The organism is Gardnerella sp. c10Ua_31 (genome assembly GCF_055700915.1).
In genome coordinates, this window is record NZ_JANUYG010000002.1 from 530,951 (window position 1) to 548,725 (window position 17,775).

Annotated in this window: 14 protein-coding genes; 12 read left to right on the forward strand and 2 right to left on the reverse strand. The window is 38.5% G+C overall.

The annotated features are described in order from the left end of the window. Positions 1-6: 6 nt before the first annotated feature. The 5 genes from recF to NYP55_RS04790 all read left to right on the forward strand — a co-directional run bounded on the left by recF (position 7) and on the right by NYP55_RS04790 (position 7,277). Entirely contained in the window at positions 7-1,374 is a 1,368-nt protein-coding gene (gene recF, locus NYP55_RS04770; protein ID WP_032835976.1) for a DNA replication/repair protein RecF, read from the forward strand. Beyond that, positions 1,371-1,862, forward strand: coding sequence for a DciA family protein (locus NYP55_RS04775; protein ID WP_004131181.1), 492 nt, complete (start codon positions 1,371-1,373; stop codon positions 1,860-1,862). Before recF ends, NYP55_RS04775 begins: the two co-directional genes overlap by 4 nt. 150 nt (positions 1,863-2,012) lie before the next feature. Continuing rightward, positions 2,013-4,088 (forward strand): DNA topoisomerase (ATP-hydrolyzing) subunit B, encoded by a 2,076-nt coding sequence (gene gyrB, locus NYP55_RS04780; RefSeq protein WP_004131183.1) that lies wholly within the window; start codon positions 2,013-2,015, stop codon positions 4,086-4,088. A 68-nt stretch (positions 4,089-4,156) separates the two neighbouring features. Next, positions 4,157-6,793 carry a DNA gyrase subunit A gene (gene gyrA / locus NYP55_RS04785; RefSeq protein ID WP_004131185.1) on the forward strand — a complete coding sequence of 879 codons (2,637 nt, stop codon included), beginning with the start codon at positions 4,157-4,159 and terminating at the stop codon, positions 6,791-6,793. Then, entirely contained in the window at positions 6,786-7,277 is a 492-nt protein-coding gene (locus NYP55_RS04790; RefSeq protein ID WP_004131188.1) for a DUF3566 domain-containing protein, read from the forward strand. Before gyrA ends, NYP55_RS04790 begins: the two co-directional genes overlap by 8 nt. Before the next feature lie 116 nt (positions 7,278-7,393). Here NYP55_RS04790 and mscL read toward each other — a convergent pair whose 3' ends face one another. Then, entirely contained in the window at positions 7,394-7,804 is a 411-nt protein-coding gene (mscL, locus tag NYP55_RS04795) for a large conductance mechanosensitive channel protein MscL (protein WP_116438085.1), read from the reverse strand. Positions 7,805-7,853: 49 nt separating this feature from the next. Beyond that, complete coding sequence (locus tag NYP55_RS04800) at positions 7,854-8,552, reverse strand: phosphatase PAP2 family protein (protein ID WP_004132376.1); 699 nt, start codon at positions 8,550-8,552, stop codon at positions 7,854-7,856. A 211-nt stretch (positions 8,553-8,763) separates the two neighbouring features. Between NYP55_RS04800 and NYP55_RS04805 the strand changes: the two genes are divergently transcribed. From NYP55_RS04805 to pknB, 7 genes are read left to right on the forward strand one after another with little or no spacing between them, the layout of a single operon-like run. After that, positions 8,764-9,456, forward strand: a complete 693-nt coding sequence (locus NYP55_RS04805) for an FhaA domain-containing protein (RefSeq protein ID WP_004131193.1) — start codon at positions 8,764-8,766, stop codon at positions 9,454-9,456. Positions 9,457-9,489: 33 nt separating this feature from the next. Beyond that, on the forward strand, positions 9,490-10,017 hold the full coding sequence (locus NYP55_RS04810; RefSeq protein WP_004131195.1) for an FHA domain-containing protein FhaB/FipA: 528 nt from the start codon (positions 9,490-9,492) through the stop codon (positions 10,015-10,017). A gap of 4 nt (positions 10,018-10,021) precedes the next feature. After that, on the forward strand, positions 10,022-11,791 hold the full coding sequence (locus tag NYP55_RS04815) for a PP2C family protein-serine/threonine phosphatase (protein ID WP_415684586.1): 1,770 nt from the start codon (positions 10,022-10,024) through the stop codon (positions 11,789-11,791). Beyond that, the gene (locus NYP55_RS04820) at positions 11,788-13,212 is read left to right on the forward strand and encodes an FtsW/RodA/SpoVE family cell cycle protein (RefSeq protein WP_415684585.1); all 1,425 of its coding nucleotides are present in this window, start codon (positions 11,788-11,790) and stop codon (positions 13,210-13,212) included. Before NYP55_RS04815 ends, NYP55_RS04820 begins: the two co-directional genes overlap by 4 nt. Further along, complete coding sequence (locus NYP55_RS04825) at positions 13,205-14,671, forward strand: peptidoglycan D,D-transpeptidase FtsI family protein (protein WP_032819120.1); 1,467 nt, start codon at positions 13,205-13,207, stop codon at positions 14,669-14,671. The genes NYP55_RS04820 and NYP55_RS04825 overlap by 8 nt, the downstream gene beginning before the upstream one ends. Continuing rightward, the gene (locus NYP55_RS04830; RefSeq protein ID WP_004131203.1) at positions 14,668-15,633 is read left to right on the forward strand and encodes a serine/threonine-protein kinase; all 966 of its coding nucleotides are present in this window, start codon (positions 14,668-14,670) and stop codon (positions 15,631-15,633) included. Before NYP55_RS04825 ends, NYP55_RS04830 begins: the two co-directional genes overlap by 4 nt. Then, positions 15,630-17,690, forward strand: a complete 2,061-nt coding sequence (gene pknB, locus NYP55_RS04835; protein WP_004131204.1) for a Stk1 family PASTA domain-containing Ser/Thr kinase — start codon at positions 15,630-15,632, stop codon at positions 17,688-17,690. Before NYP55_RS04830 ends, pknB begins: the two co-directional genes overlap by 4 nt. Positions 17,691-17,775: the final 85 nt, after the last annotated feature.

Here is a 17,775-nt window from a genome sequence, read left to right on the forward strand (position 1 = left end):
AAATAAATGTATGTTTCAAAGCTTGCATTAGACCATTTTCGCTCGTGGAGTAGTTGTGTACTCGACTTTTCCCCCAAAATGAATGTTCTAGTAGGTTCAAACGGTTTAGGTAAAACTAATGTTGTTGAATCGTTAGAAGTTATTTCAACAGGAACAAGTCATAGAGTATCTTCTTTAACGCCATTAATAGAGATAAATCATAATTGCGCTACAATACGAGCAAATGTTAAGGATTTTAGCAATACTTGCAATATCAATACTTTAGATGGTTCAGATAATTTAGATAATTTAGACGAAACAACATTTGAGCTAAGCATTAATCTAAAGGGTGCTAATAGAGCAAGGATTAATGGTAAAAAATCTCTATATATGAAAGATATAGTTGGCTTAGTTCCTTGTGTTTCTTTTACTCCAAGAGACCAAAATTTGATTGTTTCAGATCCTACTGTTAGAAGAACATTCATTGATCAAGCTGGAGCATTATTAATACCAAACTATTTGCCTATTTTGCAAGAATATAATCATATTGCAAAGCAGCGTTCTGCACTATTAAAAAGTTTATCTAATAATTATTCACCAAATTCAATGAATAATTACAATACGGTTTCTGATTTAGAAGTATGGACTGCTAAGTTTATTGAAACTGGAATAATTCTTACAAAATTACGCAAACAAATAATAGAGTTACTTAATAATGTTTTTTCAAATATTGTTAAACATCTTTCTAACTCATCTAATTTTGCTTCAATCGAATATAATCCTTCTTTTAGTGAGATTGATTTTAGCGAAAATAATTTTGAAGACGATTTTGAAGAAAGTAATGATAATTCTATTAGACTTGCGATTAGTGAGCATTTTCAAAGAATTTATAATGGAGAAGTTGCAAGAGGATACAATCTAATAGGGCCTCATCGAGACGATTTTACTATATTGCTTAATGATTATAATGCAAAAGAATTTGCTTCAAACGGTGAATCTTGGACTCTTGCATTAGCATTAAAAATGGCTTTATTTAAGTCATTAGAAAAAAAGAATGGGAAAAAACCTATTGTTATTTTAGATGATGTTTTTGCACAATTAGACGAGTTTAGAAGAAAACAAATTTTAGAATTTGCAAAAAATCAAGATCAAGTTTTTATTACTGTTGCGTCTTTAAGTGATATACCAAAAGATAAAAGTGTGTTAGAAAACTCGATTATTGATGTGTCTAAAATAGCAAAAGATCAAAATGAAGATGATTCTAAATCTTTAGAAAACAATATTGATATTAATCATAAAATTTTATTGGAAAATATTGTTAATAGTCGTAAAAATAGTGTTGATTATATTGAAAATAACCAAAATAAATCTACTGACTTAGGGGATATTAGATGAAAATTCCCGTAAATAAAATACTAAAATTAGATACAAGAAAGCTTCCAGAACTAATTTTTACGCCTATTAAAAAGAAAGCAATAAAAAAGGTAGTTAACGAGCAGAATGCTTATAAAGCTTTAGAAAGTTTTGGAAAACCTGGTAGAGATCCACAAAATCTTTATTCTTTACTTGCAAATTTTGCTAATCAAAACAATTGGAATGAGCAACTTTCTATAGCAAAAATGCGCGAAGATTGGTGGAAAATAGTTGGAAAAAGCGCATCATTGAATTGTTATATAGACAAAATAAAAGATGGCGTTTTAATTGTTAGAACAAAATCAAATGTTTGGTATACGCAACTTAGCTATTGCAAGCCTATGCTTGAGAAAAAAATATTTGAATATTCTAAGAATATTAATATTAAAGAAGTCAAAATAGTTGGCCCATCTTTGCAAAAAACAGGCAAAAAATCAATAAACAGTAGGTTTAATATTAAGAATCACTAATAATGGCTCTTAATAAAGAGCGGTCATTATGCATGTGTAGAATGTTATGTAATATAGTTAAATCGCTAGAAGACCCTTTTTTGTGCTTTCTAGCGTGTATAGACCTCGTAAATGCCTCTTGGCATGAGGTAATACGGGAAGGGATCTAAAGTGTTAAACACTGAAGATAATTCAATGGAAAATTCTGTTGAAGAACATAAACTAGATGATGCTCAGCTAGATGATTCACTTTCTCCTGAACATTATGATGCTAGTGATCTTCGAGTTCTAGAAGGATTGGAAGCAGTTCGAATTAGGCCAGGTATGTATATTGGTTCAACTGGCCCTAGAGGATTGCATCATCTTGTATACGAGATTGTAGATAATTCAGTTGATGAAGCTTTGGCTGGTTATGCTTCTCACATTGAAGTGACAATTTTGCCAGACAATGCAATAAAAGTTGTGGACGATGGACGTGGTATTCCAGTTGACGAAGTACCAGGCGAAGGTGTTTCTGGTGTTGAAACAGTTATGACTAAGCTTCACGCTGGCGGAAAGTTTGGCGGCGGCGGATACGCTGTTTCTGGCGGCTTGCACGGCGTTGGCATATCTGTTGTTAATGCTCTTTCTACGCGTGTAGAAATCGAAGTTCGTCGTCAAGGATTCCATTGGACTCAAACGTATGTAGATCAGCATCCAACGGCTCCTCTTAAAAAAGGTCAGCCAATGGAAGATGGTGAATCTACGGGAACTTCTGTAACGTTCTGGCCAGATGGCGCAATTTTTGAAACAACTACGTACGATTTTGAAACTTTGCGATCTAGATTCCAGCAAATGGCTTTTCTTAACAAGGGATTGAAGATTTCTCTAACCGATTTGCGTAAACCCGATGAAGCAGGGGATGAAGTCACTGGAGAAAATGAATCAATTAGCGAAGAAAAGCATCAAAGCGTTAGCTACAAGTATGATCACGGAATTAAAGATTACGTTGATTACTTAGTTAAATCTCGTAAAGCTGTTCCAGTAGAGCCAGATGTTATTGATTTTGAGGCAGAAGACCTTGAGATTGGTATTTCTGCAGAAATCGCTATGCAATGGACTGTTGCATATTCGGAAGCGGTGCATACTTTTGCAAATACGATTTCTACTACAGAAGGTGGAACTCACGAAGAAGGATTCCGTGCTGCGCTTACATCTCTTGTAAATCGTTATGCTCGAGAAAAGAACATATTAAAAGAAAAAGATACTAATCTTTCTGGAGACGATGTTCGAGAAGGCTTAACAGCAGTTGTTTCCGTAAAGCTTACAACTCCACAGTTTGAAGGTCAGACTAAAACAAAGCTTGGTAATTCCGAAGCTAAGACTTTTGTTCAGCGAGTTATGACCGAAAAGCTTGGAGATTGGTTCGACGCTCATCCAAGTGAAGCAAAGAACATTATTCAAAAAGCAATTGAAGCATCGCGTGCGCGTCTTGCAGCTAAGAAAGCTCGCGAAAATACTCGTAGAAAGTCAATCTTTGAAACTGCTGGAATGCCAGATAAATTGAAGGATTGCCAGTCTAATAATCCAGAAGAATGCGAGCTGTTTATAGTGGAGGGTGATTCCGCAGGTGGCTCCGCAATTCAAGGACGAGATCCTATTACGCAAGCAATTTTGCCATTGCGCGGTAAGATTTTGAATACTGAGCGCGCATCAATCGACAGAATGATGAAGTCGGAAACTATTGAATCCTTAATCACTGCTGTTGGTGGCGGTTATGGTGAAGATTTTGACTTAAGTAAAGTTAGATATCACAAAGTCATTATTATGGCTGATGCTGATGTTGATGGTGCTCATATTGCTACATTGAATTTAACACTGTTCTTCCGCTATATGCGACCAATGATTACAGCAGGCTACGTTTACGTTGCAATGCCTCCTCTTTATCGCTTGAAGTGGAGCAAGGGTGCGCATGATTTTGTTTATACGGATGCAGAGCGAGACAGAGTTCTTGCAGAAGGTAAAGCTGCAGGCAGACAACTTCCTAAAGGCGAAGGCATTCAGCGATACAAGGGCTTGGGTGAGATGAGCTATCAGGAATTGTGGGAAACAACAATGGACCCTGAGCACAGAATCCTAAAGCAAATTCATATTGAAGATGCTGCTCGAGCTGATGAAACTTTCTCAATGCTTATGGGAGACGAAGTGGAACCTCGTAGGCTCTTTATTCAACGTAATGCTCACGATGCAAGATTTATTGACGCTTAAAAATTGTTAAAAATTGTCAGTAAAAGCATTAAAGCAAATAAACTTAAAGCTAATAAAAAGGAATTACAGTGGTAGACGAAATAAATGCCGCTAATAATAGCGAAGAGCCAGATCAGTTACCTGACGGTTCAATGGAGCCACAAAGCCCGCAAGAAGCAGATAATACGGATTATGGCTTAATGAAGGGTGCTCGCGTAAAGCATATGGATTTGCAACAAGAGATGCGCGAATCCTATCTTGCTTATGCACTTTCTGTTATTGTTGAGCGTGCTTTGCCAGATGTTCGAGATGGCTTAAAGCCAGTGCATCGTCGCGTTATTTACGCAATGTACGATGGCGGATATAGGCCAGATCGCGGATACAACAAGTGCTCTCGTGTTGTTGGCGATGTTATGGGTAAGTATCATCCTCATGGTGATTCTGCTATTTACGACACTTTGGTTCGTATGGCTCAATCTTGGTCAATGCGATACTTGCTTGTTGATGGTCAAGGAAACTTTGGATCCCCAGGTGATGATCCTGCAGCAGCAATGCGTTATACAGAATGCCGTATGGCGCCTCTTGCTATGGAAATGGTTCGAGATATTGACAAAGATACTGTTGATTTCTTGCCAAACTACGATGGAAAAACTCAAGAGCCAACAGTTTTGCCATCTCGTTTCCCAAATCTTTTAGTTAATGGTTCTGCAGGTATTGCTGTTGGTATGGCAACTAATATTCCACCTCACAATATGCGCGAGGTTGCCGATGGCGTACATTGGGCTTTAGATCACCCAGATGCCAGTAATTCCGAGCTTCTAGAAGCATTAATTCAGCGAATTAAAGGGCCTGATTTTCCTACTGGAGCAACAATCTTAGGCCACAAGGGAATTGAGCAAGCGTACCGCACTGGTCGCGGATTAATTACAATGCGCGCTGTTGTTAATACCGAGGAAATTAAGGGACGTATGTGCTTGGTTGTTACTGAGCTTCCATACCAAGTTAATCCTGATCGTTTAGCTGCTTCTATTAGAGAAGCTGTGCGAGACGGTAAGATTCAAGGCATTGCAGATATGCGCGATGAAACGTCTGGCCGTACTGGTCAGCGTTTGGTTCTTGTTCTTAAGCGAGATGCTGTTCCAAAAGTTGTTTTGAACAACTTGTATAAGCATTCGCAATTGCAGCAAACTTTCGGCGCTAACATGCTTGCGCTTGTTGATGGTGTTCCTAGAACTTTGAGCTTGGATGCGTTTATTCGTCATTGGGTAAGTCATCAGCTTGAAGTTATTGATAGGCGTACACGCTACTTAAAGCGCGAGGCAGAAGAGCGAGATCATATTTTGCAAGGCTACTTAAAAGCTTTGGATATGATTGACGAAGTTGTTGCATTAATCAGATCTTCTAAAGATGTTGAAACAGCTCGCACTGGTTTGATGAATTTGCTTGATGTTGATGAAGTTCAAGCAGATGCTATTCTTGCAATGCAACTTCGTAGGCTCGCAGCTTTGGAACGTCAAAAGATTCTCGACGAGCATGAAGAATTAATGCGCAAGATTGAAGATTACAACGATATTCTTGCAAGCCCAGAGCGTCAGCGCAAGATTGTTGGCGATGAGCTTGACGAAATCGTAGCAAAATATGGAGATGAGCGCAGAACTAAGATTCTTCCATTCTCGGGAGAAATGAACGTTGAAGATCTTATTGCCGAAGAAAACGTTGTTGTAACAGTTACTCGCGCAGGCTATATTAAGCGTACAAAAGCAGACGAGTATCGCGCACAACACCGTGGAGGTAAGGGTATTAAGGGCGCAAAGCTTCGTGAAGATGATGTTGTAGATCACTTCTTCTTAACATCTACTCACAATTGGCTTTTGTTCTTCACTAATCGCGGACGCGTTTACCGCATTAAAGCATATGAGCTTCCAGAAGGATCAAGAGATTCTAAAGGTCAGCATGTTGCAAATCTTCTTCAATTTACTCCTGGAGAAACAATTCAAGCGGTATTGTCAATTCAAAATTATGATGTAGCAAAGTATTTGGTTTTGGCAACTCGTTCTGGAAAAGTTAAGAAAACTGCTTTGCAAGAATATGATTCTCCACGACAAGGTGGCTTGATTGCTGTTCGACTAATGGCAAACGAAGAAACTGGGGAGCCAACAGACGAGCTGATTGGTGCAGCTTTGTGCAACCCAGAAGATGACATTATTCTTGTTTCTAAACTTGGTATGAGCCTTAAGTTTAGAGCAGATGATGAGCAACTTCGACCAATGGGCCGTCAAACTGCAGGCGTTCAAGGCATGAGATTTAGAGAAGGCGACGAATTGCTGGATATGGATGTTGTGTCGGTAGATACAAGCAAAGATCTTCTTGTTGTTACAAACGAAGGATTTGCTAAGCGTACAGCTATTGAAGAGTATCGTTTGCAAGGAAGAAACGGCTACGGTGTTAAAGCGGTACAGCTTACAGAAGGCCGCGGTTCTTTGGTTGGTGCTTTGATTGTTGAAGAAACAGATCAAGTAATGGCAATTATGAAGTCTGGTAAAGTGATTCGTTCCGACGTTAACGAAGTTAAGCGCACAGGTAGAACCACTCAAGGAGTGACTTTAGCAAAGCCAGATAAGGGTGATGAAATCATCTCGATTGCTCGAAACGAGGAAAGAGATGATGATGAAACTCAAAATGAAGAATCATCAGAAAAAACTATTGGAAGGAACTTAGATGAGTGAAGATTTTGAAGCATCCAATAGCAAAGTTAGTGGAGAATCTAATACTAGTTCTCCAAGAACAGTAGGTGCAACAGCTACGTCTTCTTCTAATGCGTATAGCGTTAGGAAATCTACTCAACCAAGAGCTAGAAGGATGAGTCTTTCCCTAGTTAGAGTAGACGCTTGGAGTGTTGCAAAAGTAACATTTTTGCTAAGTGTTGCTGGCGGAATAATACAAGTTATTGCAGCGGGATTAGTTTGGCTATTTCTAAACATGATTGGTGTTTTTGATCAAGTAACACAGATTGTTTCATCAACAGGCTTAAATAGCAACGGTTTTAACCTTGCAGACGTGTTTTCTTTGCCAACTGTTTTAAGTGCTGTAATAATTTTTTCTGTTGTAGAAATAGTTATTGCAACATTATTATCTGCAATTGGATCTTTGCTTTATAACGTTGTTGGATCATTAGTTGGTGGAATTCACTTAACTCTTGGTGATGACTAAAGCAAAAAGCACGTATAATTAATAATTTAATCTCATAAAATTAATCCCCACTAAACTTTAAGTAGATTAGTGGGGATTATTTTTATAAAAATTATTTATAAAAATCATTAAACGAACTATTTTTTATAAGATAGATCTCGAATATCTTCCAAAATTTTAATCATTTTTTCTTCGCGATCTTTGCGTTTTTCTTCATCACTCTTTTCTTTTTCAAATTGCAAGAAAGGAAGACCAATCTCTCTTAACTTGTTAATAGGAAGAACAATGCAAAAATAAACAGCTGCAGCAACAATAAGGAAGTTTAAGATTGATCCAATAACTGCACCAAAAGAGATTGTTGCACCATTTATTGTTATTGTTAAAACACCATCAAGATCTGGCTTTCCGCAAATTATCGCTATAAGCGGATTAATAATGTTTTTAACAATCGAAGTAACAACGGAAGTTACGGCGCTGCCCATAACAACACCAACCGCCATGTCGATTACACTACCTCTTGCAATGAATTTTTTGAAACCGTTAAACATAGAAAATCCCTTCTGCTATTTAATATTTGATGTCTATTTGATATCTATATTATTTTAATTTTCTTAATATTTTGTTGTAAATAAAACTATTACTTTTAGATAGATTAAGAATAGACAAAACAAGTATTGGGTACATTATTGCAGAAGTTAAAACATCACTAGGGAAGTGTGCTGCAACAACAAGTCTAGAAATTGCAACAATAGCAACAATAATAATGCTAACGATTAATCCAAGCCTTAAGAAAGACTTATTTGCAATATAAATAATCATAAGAGCCATTGAACAAATAGCTACTGCTGCTGCAGTGTGACCGCTTGGAAAACTTGGATCTGGTGGAACTTTAATTTTTACACCAATAAATGGCCTAGGTCTATGAACTATGAATTTAACAGCAAAAATATAAATCATTGGCAAAAGGCAAGTCGCAAGCTGTATTAGAGTTATGCGCCAATCTCGTTTTATAAAATAAGAAATAACAGCCAAAATAAAAAGTATAACAATGCATGATTTTGTAGAAAAAACTATTGCAAGCAATTTAGAAAGAGCCATTATAAAAGACGGAGAATAGTTGTGGAAAAATGCTACGATTCCTGCTTCAAAAGATCTTTCTGCACTATTAACAAGCAAAAGTTTTCCAATTAAAGGAACTAAAATCGCAAGAAGTATAACAGTAGAACACTTCTTATTATTAGTTATATAGAACTTTATTTTTTCTAAAAATTCGTAAAGCTTATTTTTTTGATTCATAATTAAAGATTACACTTAGAAATATATAATAAACTTGTAATATTAAATTGGTTTATAAGTTTTATTTGTTTATTTTGCATAATTTTGTAAAAATGTAGTATATAAACAAGTATGTAAATAAATTTAGCAAACGCATGTTTGGTATTTAGATGTGATTTGTACACCGTACGAGGTGACGAGTAATATGAGGAAAAGGTAGAAAGGGTTTACAATGAGCGTGCTTGACAGACTTGAGAAGAGCGTTGAAGGTGCAATGAATGGAGTCTTCGCAAAATTCGGGTCTAAAGACTTGCAACCTGTTGATCTTTCTAGTGCATTAGAGCGAGAAATTGATAACCAGTCTATGCCAATTGATCGCGATCGTACGGTTGCACCAAATGAGTATCACTTTAAGCTTAGTACTCCAGACTTTGATCAGCTTGGTAGTGAAGCTTTAGCAAATGAGCTTGCGGATAATCTTACACAGTATGCAAAAAGTCAGCATTATGCTTTTGTTGGCCCAGTTGCAGTTATTTTTGAAGAAGATACCGATCTTACAAAAGGTAATTTCAATTTAACTTCTGATTCTGTTCCAGGAAACGCTGTTCCTGTAACAACGCAAGAGCAGTCAGAAAATCATCCAATGCTGGAGATTAATGGGAATAGGTATTTGTTAACAAAAGATCGCACAATATTAGGCAGAGGTTCTGGTTGCGATATTGTTATTGATGATCCTGGAATTTCTCGTAGACATCTTGGAATAGACGTTACACCAGATGGTGTTATTGCTAGGGATCTTGGATCCACTAATGGTACTTATGTTGAAGGTCATCAAACTCCAGCAGCAACGCTATTAGATGGAAACACTATTACTATTGGGCGCACCCGTATTCTTTATTGGGCTTCGGATCAAGATCAGGAGTAGTAGACGAATACGTAAAGAGATACGAGTACACGCATGATATTAACCGAGTTGACTTTTGCTATACTTAAGTACAGTTTTTTAGTACTTTTGTGGGTATTCGTATGGTTTGCTGTTCGATCTTTACGCAAAGATATTGAGATTTTTAGTCCTAAAAAGTCTAAAGCTTGGAAGAATAAGTCTCATCGCAGACCAAATCCTTCTAATGATGAATCTTTAAGAAATAACAATATTGCTTCTGCTAATTTAGAGAAGAATAATCAAGCTGAAATGCCAACTTTGCTTGTTATTATTGATGGTCCTTTAGCTGGTTCGTCATTCCCGTTGGAGCCTTCTGGCGTAACTCTTGGAAGATCTGCAAACAATACGGTTGTTCTAAATGACGAGTTTGTTTCTTCTCATCACGCGCGCGTGTATTTTAATCAATCTGTAAATTCTTGGGTTCTTGAAGATTTAGGTAGCACTAACGGAACTATGATAGGTCATAGTAGAGTTAATGAACCTGTTGTTTTGCCTCCGCGCAAGTCTGTGCGAATCGGAGCAACAATGTTTGAATTGAGGTAAATAAATGGCGCAATTCGATTCAAACATTGAAGATAAAACAAGTAGTCAAAAACAGCAAGATCAAGTTGATTCTGCAAGTAATAACGTTTCAAGTAGTGACGTTGCAAATGTTGTAAGTAGTGAGTCTGCAAATAGCAGCGATACAAATAATAATCCAGTAAATAATGCTGTAAAAAGTGAAGAACAAAACTTAAATAAGGCCTATTTTATAGACAAAGCGTTGTTTATGTATTCAACAGCTGTTAGCGACGTTGGTACTGTTAGAAGCAATAATCAAGATTCTGCGTTTGCTGGAGAAAGATTGGCCGCTATTTGCGATGGTATGGGCGGTCATGCTGGAGGAGATACTGCTTCTACAATCGCAATTAGGTCTTTAGCGCACATTGAGCAAGATTCAAGGCCAAATGATGTAAAAGCTGTTTCTTCAATGATGGAAACCTCGATTATGGCTGCTCACGACGCAATTGTTGGCAAAGCCAAAAGAGAACGCAGACTTGCTGGAATGGGAACAACAGTAACAGCCGTATCTCTTGTAAATGGTTACTGGGTTCTTGCACATTTGGGCGATTCTAGAGCGTACTTGTTGCGAGATAATCATCTTACAAGAATGACTTGCGACCATAGTTACGTTCAACATTTAATAGACACGGGTCACATTACGCCAGAAGAAGCAAGAAATCATCCGCAGCGAAATGTTGTTATGCGCGTTTTAGGTGATTTTGATATTGATCCAAGGCCAGATATTGCTATTAGGCAGGCGCACCCTTCCGATCGCTGGCTTTTATGCTCGGATGGTGTGTGTGGAGTATTAGAAGATTCCACAATTCAAGAAGTTATGAGCACTGTATCTAATCAAGAAGAGTGTGCTCAAAAACTTGTTTATATGGCACTTAAAGCAGGAAGCACAGATAATGCGACTGCTGTTATAGCAGATGCAACTTTGGCACTAGACGCAGATGCTTTTGACTTGCCTCACCAAACTCCATTAATTGGCGGTGCTGCAAGCAAAGATTTAGAGTCTATAGCAGATATTGTTAATAAAGCTGTTTCTTCTACACCACCATTGCGTGAAGGTAAAGATTCTCCTGCTCAAAGAGCTGCTGCTCTTATGCAAACAGACGCAAAATCGGCGGAAAAAGATGAGAAAATTGTAGAAACTACTCGACTTGTGCAGCCTTCTCATTTAAGAAACGAAGAGGAATTAAGATCTACAGATACAAACGAGATTCCTATTGTAAAAAAGAAGAACGGTAGAATATCAACAGATCCTAGGGATCCAGATGTTCAGCGCGCTGTTAAAAGAGAACAGGCAGAAGCACATAAAGCAAATAGAATTAGAATAAGATGGATGAGAATAGGTGTTGCTTTTGCAACGCTTGTTGTGTGTGCGATTGTTGCTTGTGGAGCTTATCTTGTTTATTCTTGGACTCAAAAGCAATACTACATTGGTAAAGGAAATGGCAAAGTAGTTATTTACCAAGGTGTTCCTACTAACATATTTGGATTAGAGCTTTCACATCAGATTGAAGAAACAAATATTAGAGTTAAGAATCTAGATAAGTCTTGGCAAGATCAGCTTGACGAAGGTATTAGCTTTAGCAGTCTTAAAGAAGCAAGAGGTCATGCAAGGCTAATCGGAAGAGAAATGCGCGCTCGAGAAAGCGAGAAGCGCGGCAATAAGCCAAAAAGTATTATTTCTAATTCAGATAATAAAGACGGAAACAATAGTGGAGCTGTAGATTCAAGCAATGATTCAGGAGGTAAAACCTCGTGAACATGTTTAGTATGCGTATTAAGCAAATATCTTTGCTTCTGTTTTCTGTAATTATATCTTCAATAGCATTTTTACAAATGTTTCTAAGGATTAATGGATTCGTTCCAGCAAACTATGTTGGTATGCTTGTTCTAACAACGGCATTATACCTTGTTTTGTGGGGCGTTTTGATTGTAAAAAAGCCTTATTCTAGCCAGGTAATACTCCCTTGTATTCTTCTTCTTACAGCTATTGGAACTGTTATGATTGCAAGAATAGATAAACAGCACAACACTAATGTTGCTATGAAACAGCTTATTTGGGTTTGTGTTGCTCTTGTATTATCCATAATTTTTGTGATGGTTCTAGAAGATTATAGGATTCTTAGAAGATTCTCGTACGTTAGCATGGTTATTGGTCTTGTTCTCCTTTTATCTCCAATGCTTCCAATAATCGGTAAGGAAATTGGCGGAGCGAGAATTTGGATTGGCTTTGGAAACCACACTATTCAGCCAGGAGAATTTGCAAAACTATTCTTAGCTTTCTTCTTTGCGGCATACTTGTTTGACCATAGAGACAGACTTGCGGTTGGTGGAACAAAGATTTTTGGAATTCATCTTCCACGATTCAAAGATATGGGTCCTATAGCGCTTGTTTGGGCTGCTTCAATGTGTGTGCTTGTTGTGCAACACGATTTAGGAACATCATTAATGTTCTTTGCAATGTTTGTTTCTATGCTTTACGTTGCAACTGGAAGAAAAGGCTGGCTTGCAATAGGCTTTATAGCATTTATAATTGGATGTTTAGTTGCTGTTAAGCTTTTTGCACACGTTCAATACAGAGTTGACGCTTGGCTTAACCCATACGACCCAGTTATTTACAACAGATTCCCAGGCGGGTCTGCTCAAATTGTTACTGGATTATTTGGCCTTGCTGCAGGAGGTATAACTGGAACAGGATTAGGCCAAGGTCATCCTTCTTTAACGCCACTTGCTAATTCCGATTTTATTTATGCTTCGGTTGGGGAAGAATTAGGATTAACTGGTTTGTTTATAGTCTTAATTCTTTACATGATTATTATTGCGTCGGGCATGATTACTGCTATGAAGATTAAAGACGGTTTTGGAAAGCTTCTTGCATCTGGTCTTGTTTTTACAATGGCGTTCCAAGTATTTACTGTTGTTGGCGGAATCACGCTTGTTATTCCACTTACTGGCTTAACAATGCCTTATATGGCAGCTGGTGGTTCTTCTCTAGTTGCTAACTATTTGCTTGCATCTATTTTGATTGTTATATCTAATGCTGCTAATAAGCCAGAGGCTGCTATATTGTCTGATACTTTCCAATACGAAGCTTTAGCTGCTCTTAGGGAAAGAGAGCTTAAGCAAAGAGAAAATAAGTCCTCTAATCTTAAAGAAGATGGGGGTGAATCTTATGAATAAATGTTTGAAGCAGCTTTTTAGTGCAGTAATTGTGTTGTTTGTTGTTTTATGTATTTCTAGCACGTACATAACGTCTATAAAAGCAAACGAATTAAATTCTGATCCTAGAAACAGGCGTGCACTATATCACGAATTTGGCGCTCCAAGAGGAGCCATTCTTGCGTCAGATGGAACTGTTTTAGCAAAGTCAGATCCATCTAAAGATGCGTTTGTGTATCAAAGGTCATATTTTAACGGCCCTGCTTATGCTCCAATAACGGGTTATTATTCAATAAGTCAAAGGGCAGATAGGGGCATAGAGGCTTCTAGAAATCAGCTTTTAAGTGGAGAATCCGACGCGCTATTCCTTCAAAAGTTTAAGTCTCTATTTACAGGAGCAGAAAACAGAGGTGCTTCTATAGAAACATCTATTAACACTAAGCTTCAAACTCTTGCATACAATCTACTAAAAGACAAGAATGGCGCTTTAGTTGCAATAGAGCCAAAAACTGGAAGAATACTAGCAATGGTTAGTACGCCTAGCTACGATCCTTCTTCTCTTGCATCTCACAATGTTTCTTTAGTAAACAGAGCATATAAGGATCTTATATCTAACATATATAATCCAATGCTAAATCATTCAATATCTGAACTTTATGCTCCTGGTTCTACTTTCAAAACGGTTGTTGCTGCAACAGCGCTAGAAACTGGAAAATATGATTTAAATACTTCGATTCCAGCTGGATCTTCGTACACTCTTCCAGGAACGCAAACTCATCTTACAAATGTTGTTCCAAGCGCTAGCGGATCGAATGGTCAAATATCGTTTGAAGATGCTTTAGCTTATTCTTCAAATACTGCATTTGCACAACTAGGAGTTTCTTTAGGATCGGATGCGATTGTTAAGCAGGCTAAAAAGTTTGGATTATTTAGCTCATTTACTTTAGATGGATCTGATTCAACAGGATTCCCAATGAGAGTTGTTGCGTCTTTGCTTAATCAAAAGCCTACGCAAGATAAGCTTGCTCTTCAGTCGATTGGTCAGGGAGACGCTAGGGTTACTCCTCTTCAAAACGCTATGATTGCAGCTGCTATTGCAAATAATGGAACACTTATGAAGCCAACGCTTGTTGATTGCGTAAGGTCTAGTGACTTGTCTGTTATTTCTCAAACAACGCCTACCGTTATGAGTCAAGCTTTAAGCGCACAAAGTGCTGCAAAACTCAATGCTATGATGCAAAGTGTAGTTGTAAAAAGTAATCAAAATCTTTCTTTGCCCAATGTTGCTGTTGCAGCAAAATCGGGAACAGCACAAATTGGGTTTAGAAATCAAGCTATTAATGGGTGGGTTATTGGATTTGCTCCTGCACAAGATCCTAAAATAGCTGTAGCAGTTGTTATTCACAATGCTAGTACGTATGGAACGCTTACAGCAGGGCCAATTATGAGACAGGTGATGAAGGAGGCGCTTAAGCAATGAAACTTGTTGAAGGACAGTTAGTTCATCATCGATACAGACTAGATAGAAGACTTGCACAAGGAGGCATGGGGGAAGTCTGGAAGGGCTTTGATATACAGCTTGGCAGGATTGTTGCCGTTAAAGCGCTTAGAACCGATACAAGCAATGTTGAAGCTAAATTGCGTAGACTTAGAGCAGAAGCACATAATTCAGCCAATCTTGCTCATCCAAACATTGCAGCTTTATTTGACTACTACGAGCATGATGGCATTGGCTTTTTGATTATGGAGTATGTTCCTAGTAAGTCTTTAGCAGACTTATATCATAAAGAAAAAACTGTTGAGCCAACGCGATTGCTGCCTATACTTATTCAAACTGCAAGAGGTCTTTTTGTTGCACATTCCCACGGTGTTATTCATAGAGACGTTAAGCCAGCAAATATTATGGTTTCCGAAACGGGAAGCGTAAAGATAACAGATTTTGGCGTTTCGTACTCTAGCGACCAAGAGCAGATTACTCAAGATGGAATGGTTGTTGGAACAGCTCAATATATTTCCCCAGAGCAAGCTCAAGGAGAGCAAGCAACTGCCCAGTCCGATATTTATTCTCTTGGAGTTGTTGCATACGAAGGACTTTGTGGACATAGGCCATTTACTGGAACTACGCCTGTAGATATTGCAGCCGCACACGTTAATGACCCTGTTCCACCTCTTCCAGATAGTGTTGACCTTCAATTAAGACAGTTTGTAATGTCAATGCTTTCTAAGAATCCAAAAGATAGACCTAAAGATGCTCTTGTTGTTTCAAAAGTGCTTGCAAAAATTGAACGAAGACTTTTGGATCAGCAAACAGCGTTTAACAATAAAAACACAATAGATTCTTCCAATGCTCAGCGCATTAAACGCAGCGTTAGAAGTGTTCCAAAAACACAAGTTAATATTATTAACATTTTGAATAATAACGACCGCAAGGAGCAGCAATGAGTAACACAATGCCTACCTCATTAGCGAATGGACGGTACCAATTAGGTGAATTGATTGGCCGCGGTGGAATGGCCGAAGTGCGAGTCGCAGAAGATAAGCGCTTGGGTCGTACCGTTGCTGTTAAAATCATGCGTTCTGATTTGGCAAATGACGAAATCTTTTTGTCTCGTTTCCGCCGAGAAGCACATTCGATTGCGCAAATGAATAACCCAAACATAGTGAATATCTATGATTCTGGAGAAGAGTCTGTTGTAGACGACAATGGCGTAGAAGAGCATTTGCCGTATCTTGTTATGGAATACGTTAAAGGCAAAACGCTTCGCGATATTCTTAAGATGAATGGTGCTTTAAGTCAAAGAGATTCCGAACAAGTTATGCTTGGAGTTTTGAACGCCCTGGAGTATTCGCATAGAATGGGCGTGATTCACCGAGATATTAAGCCTGGAAACATTATGATTTCCGAGCAGGGCATTGTTAAGGTTATGGATTTTGGAATCGCAAGAGCGCTAGACGATTCTGCAACAACAATGACACAATCGCAAGGTGTTGTTGGAACTGCGCAATATTTGTCTCCAGAGCAGGCGCGTGGAGAACAGGTGGATATGAGGTCCGACTTGTATTCTGCAGGATGCGTCTTATACGAGATGCTAACTGGAAGGCCGCCTTTTACTGGCGATTCTGCAGTTGCAATCGCATATCAGCATGTTTCAGAAGTTGCAACTCCTCTAAGTACGCTTGTTCCAGGTCTTCCTTCAATGTGGGATAAGATTTGCGCAAAAGCAATGGCAAAAGATAGGCAGAATAGGTATGCAACGGCTGCTGAATTTAAGAACGACATATTAGCGTTTATGAACGGCGGTGTTCCTGTTGCAGCAGCTTTTAATCCGCTAACCGATTTAGCTAATATGCGCGCAAGAAAGCAGGCAGAGCAGAATGCTGCAACTCAAGCTATTGGAGCGGCAGACACTGCCTCTACTCAAAGTTTTGGCGCGATTACAGGCCAGTTTGATGCGTATCCAAATACGGGCTACAACACAAGAGCCGCTCAGCGCGCTGCAAATCAGGCAAAAAGAAGTAAGCGAATTGTTATTGCTTCTGTTGTGTCTGCGATTGTTTGCGCGATTGTTGTTGGCGGAATTCTATTTATGCTAAATCGCAGTAAGCTAGCTGGAGATATTGTTGTTCCAACGTTTAGCGAAACTACAACTCAAGATGCTGCTAAAGAAAAACTTCGCGCGCTTGGTCTTATTCCAGATATTTTGGAAGACGATAAGTCTACTAAGCCAGAAGGTACTTTTACCAAGCAATCTCCTAAAGGTGGAGAGAAGGTTGCGTCTGGGTCTAGAGTTAGCGTTTGGTTCTCTATTGGTCCTCAATCAACTAAGGTTCCAGATGTTACTGGAAAATCGCAAGAAGCAGCTAGAAAAGCTCTTGAGCGCGCAGGATTTAAGATTTCTAACGTTAGAGTGGAAGATAGTACAGACGTTAAAAAGAATCACGTTACTAGAACTGACCCAGTTGCAGATTCGTTTGCCGATAAAGGTTCAATGGTAACTTTGTACATTTCTTCTGGCTTAACTAAGGTTCCAGATGGAATGGTTGGGCAGTCCAAAGATATTGTTGCTGGAGAATTGCAAAATCTTGGATTTACTGTTAATACCGTAGAAGAAGAATCCGACACTGTTGCAGAAGGAATGGTTACTAAAATGAATCCGTCTTCTGGAGTTGCTGTAAAACCTCATAGCGCTATAACTGTGTATGTTTCTAAAGGAAAGCCTAAGGTAGAAGTTCCTCATGTTGCTCTTGGAACATCAACGTTAAAGCAAGCTAAGCAAATACTAGAAGCAAAGGGCTTTAAGGTTGTTGCTGATGGCTCCGCTACAGATGACGATATTGTTGATAGTATGTCGGAAAAGGAAGGGTCTAAGATAGATAAAGGCTCTACAATAACGCTTACTGTAAAAACTCCCCAGCCTTCTGTAGACACCACTACAAAGCCTGGAAGAACTTCAACATCTGGCTCATCTTCTGCAACAACAAGCAATAGTGATAAATAACAAGAAGCCGCCTATCTTGCCGTTGTTTTAACGGTGCTAGGCGGCATTTGTATTTAACTTGTAAGCTATTTAACTTGTAAGCTAC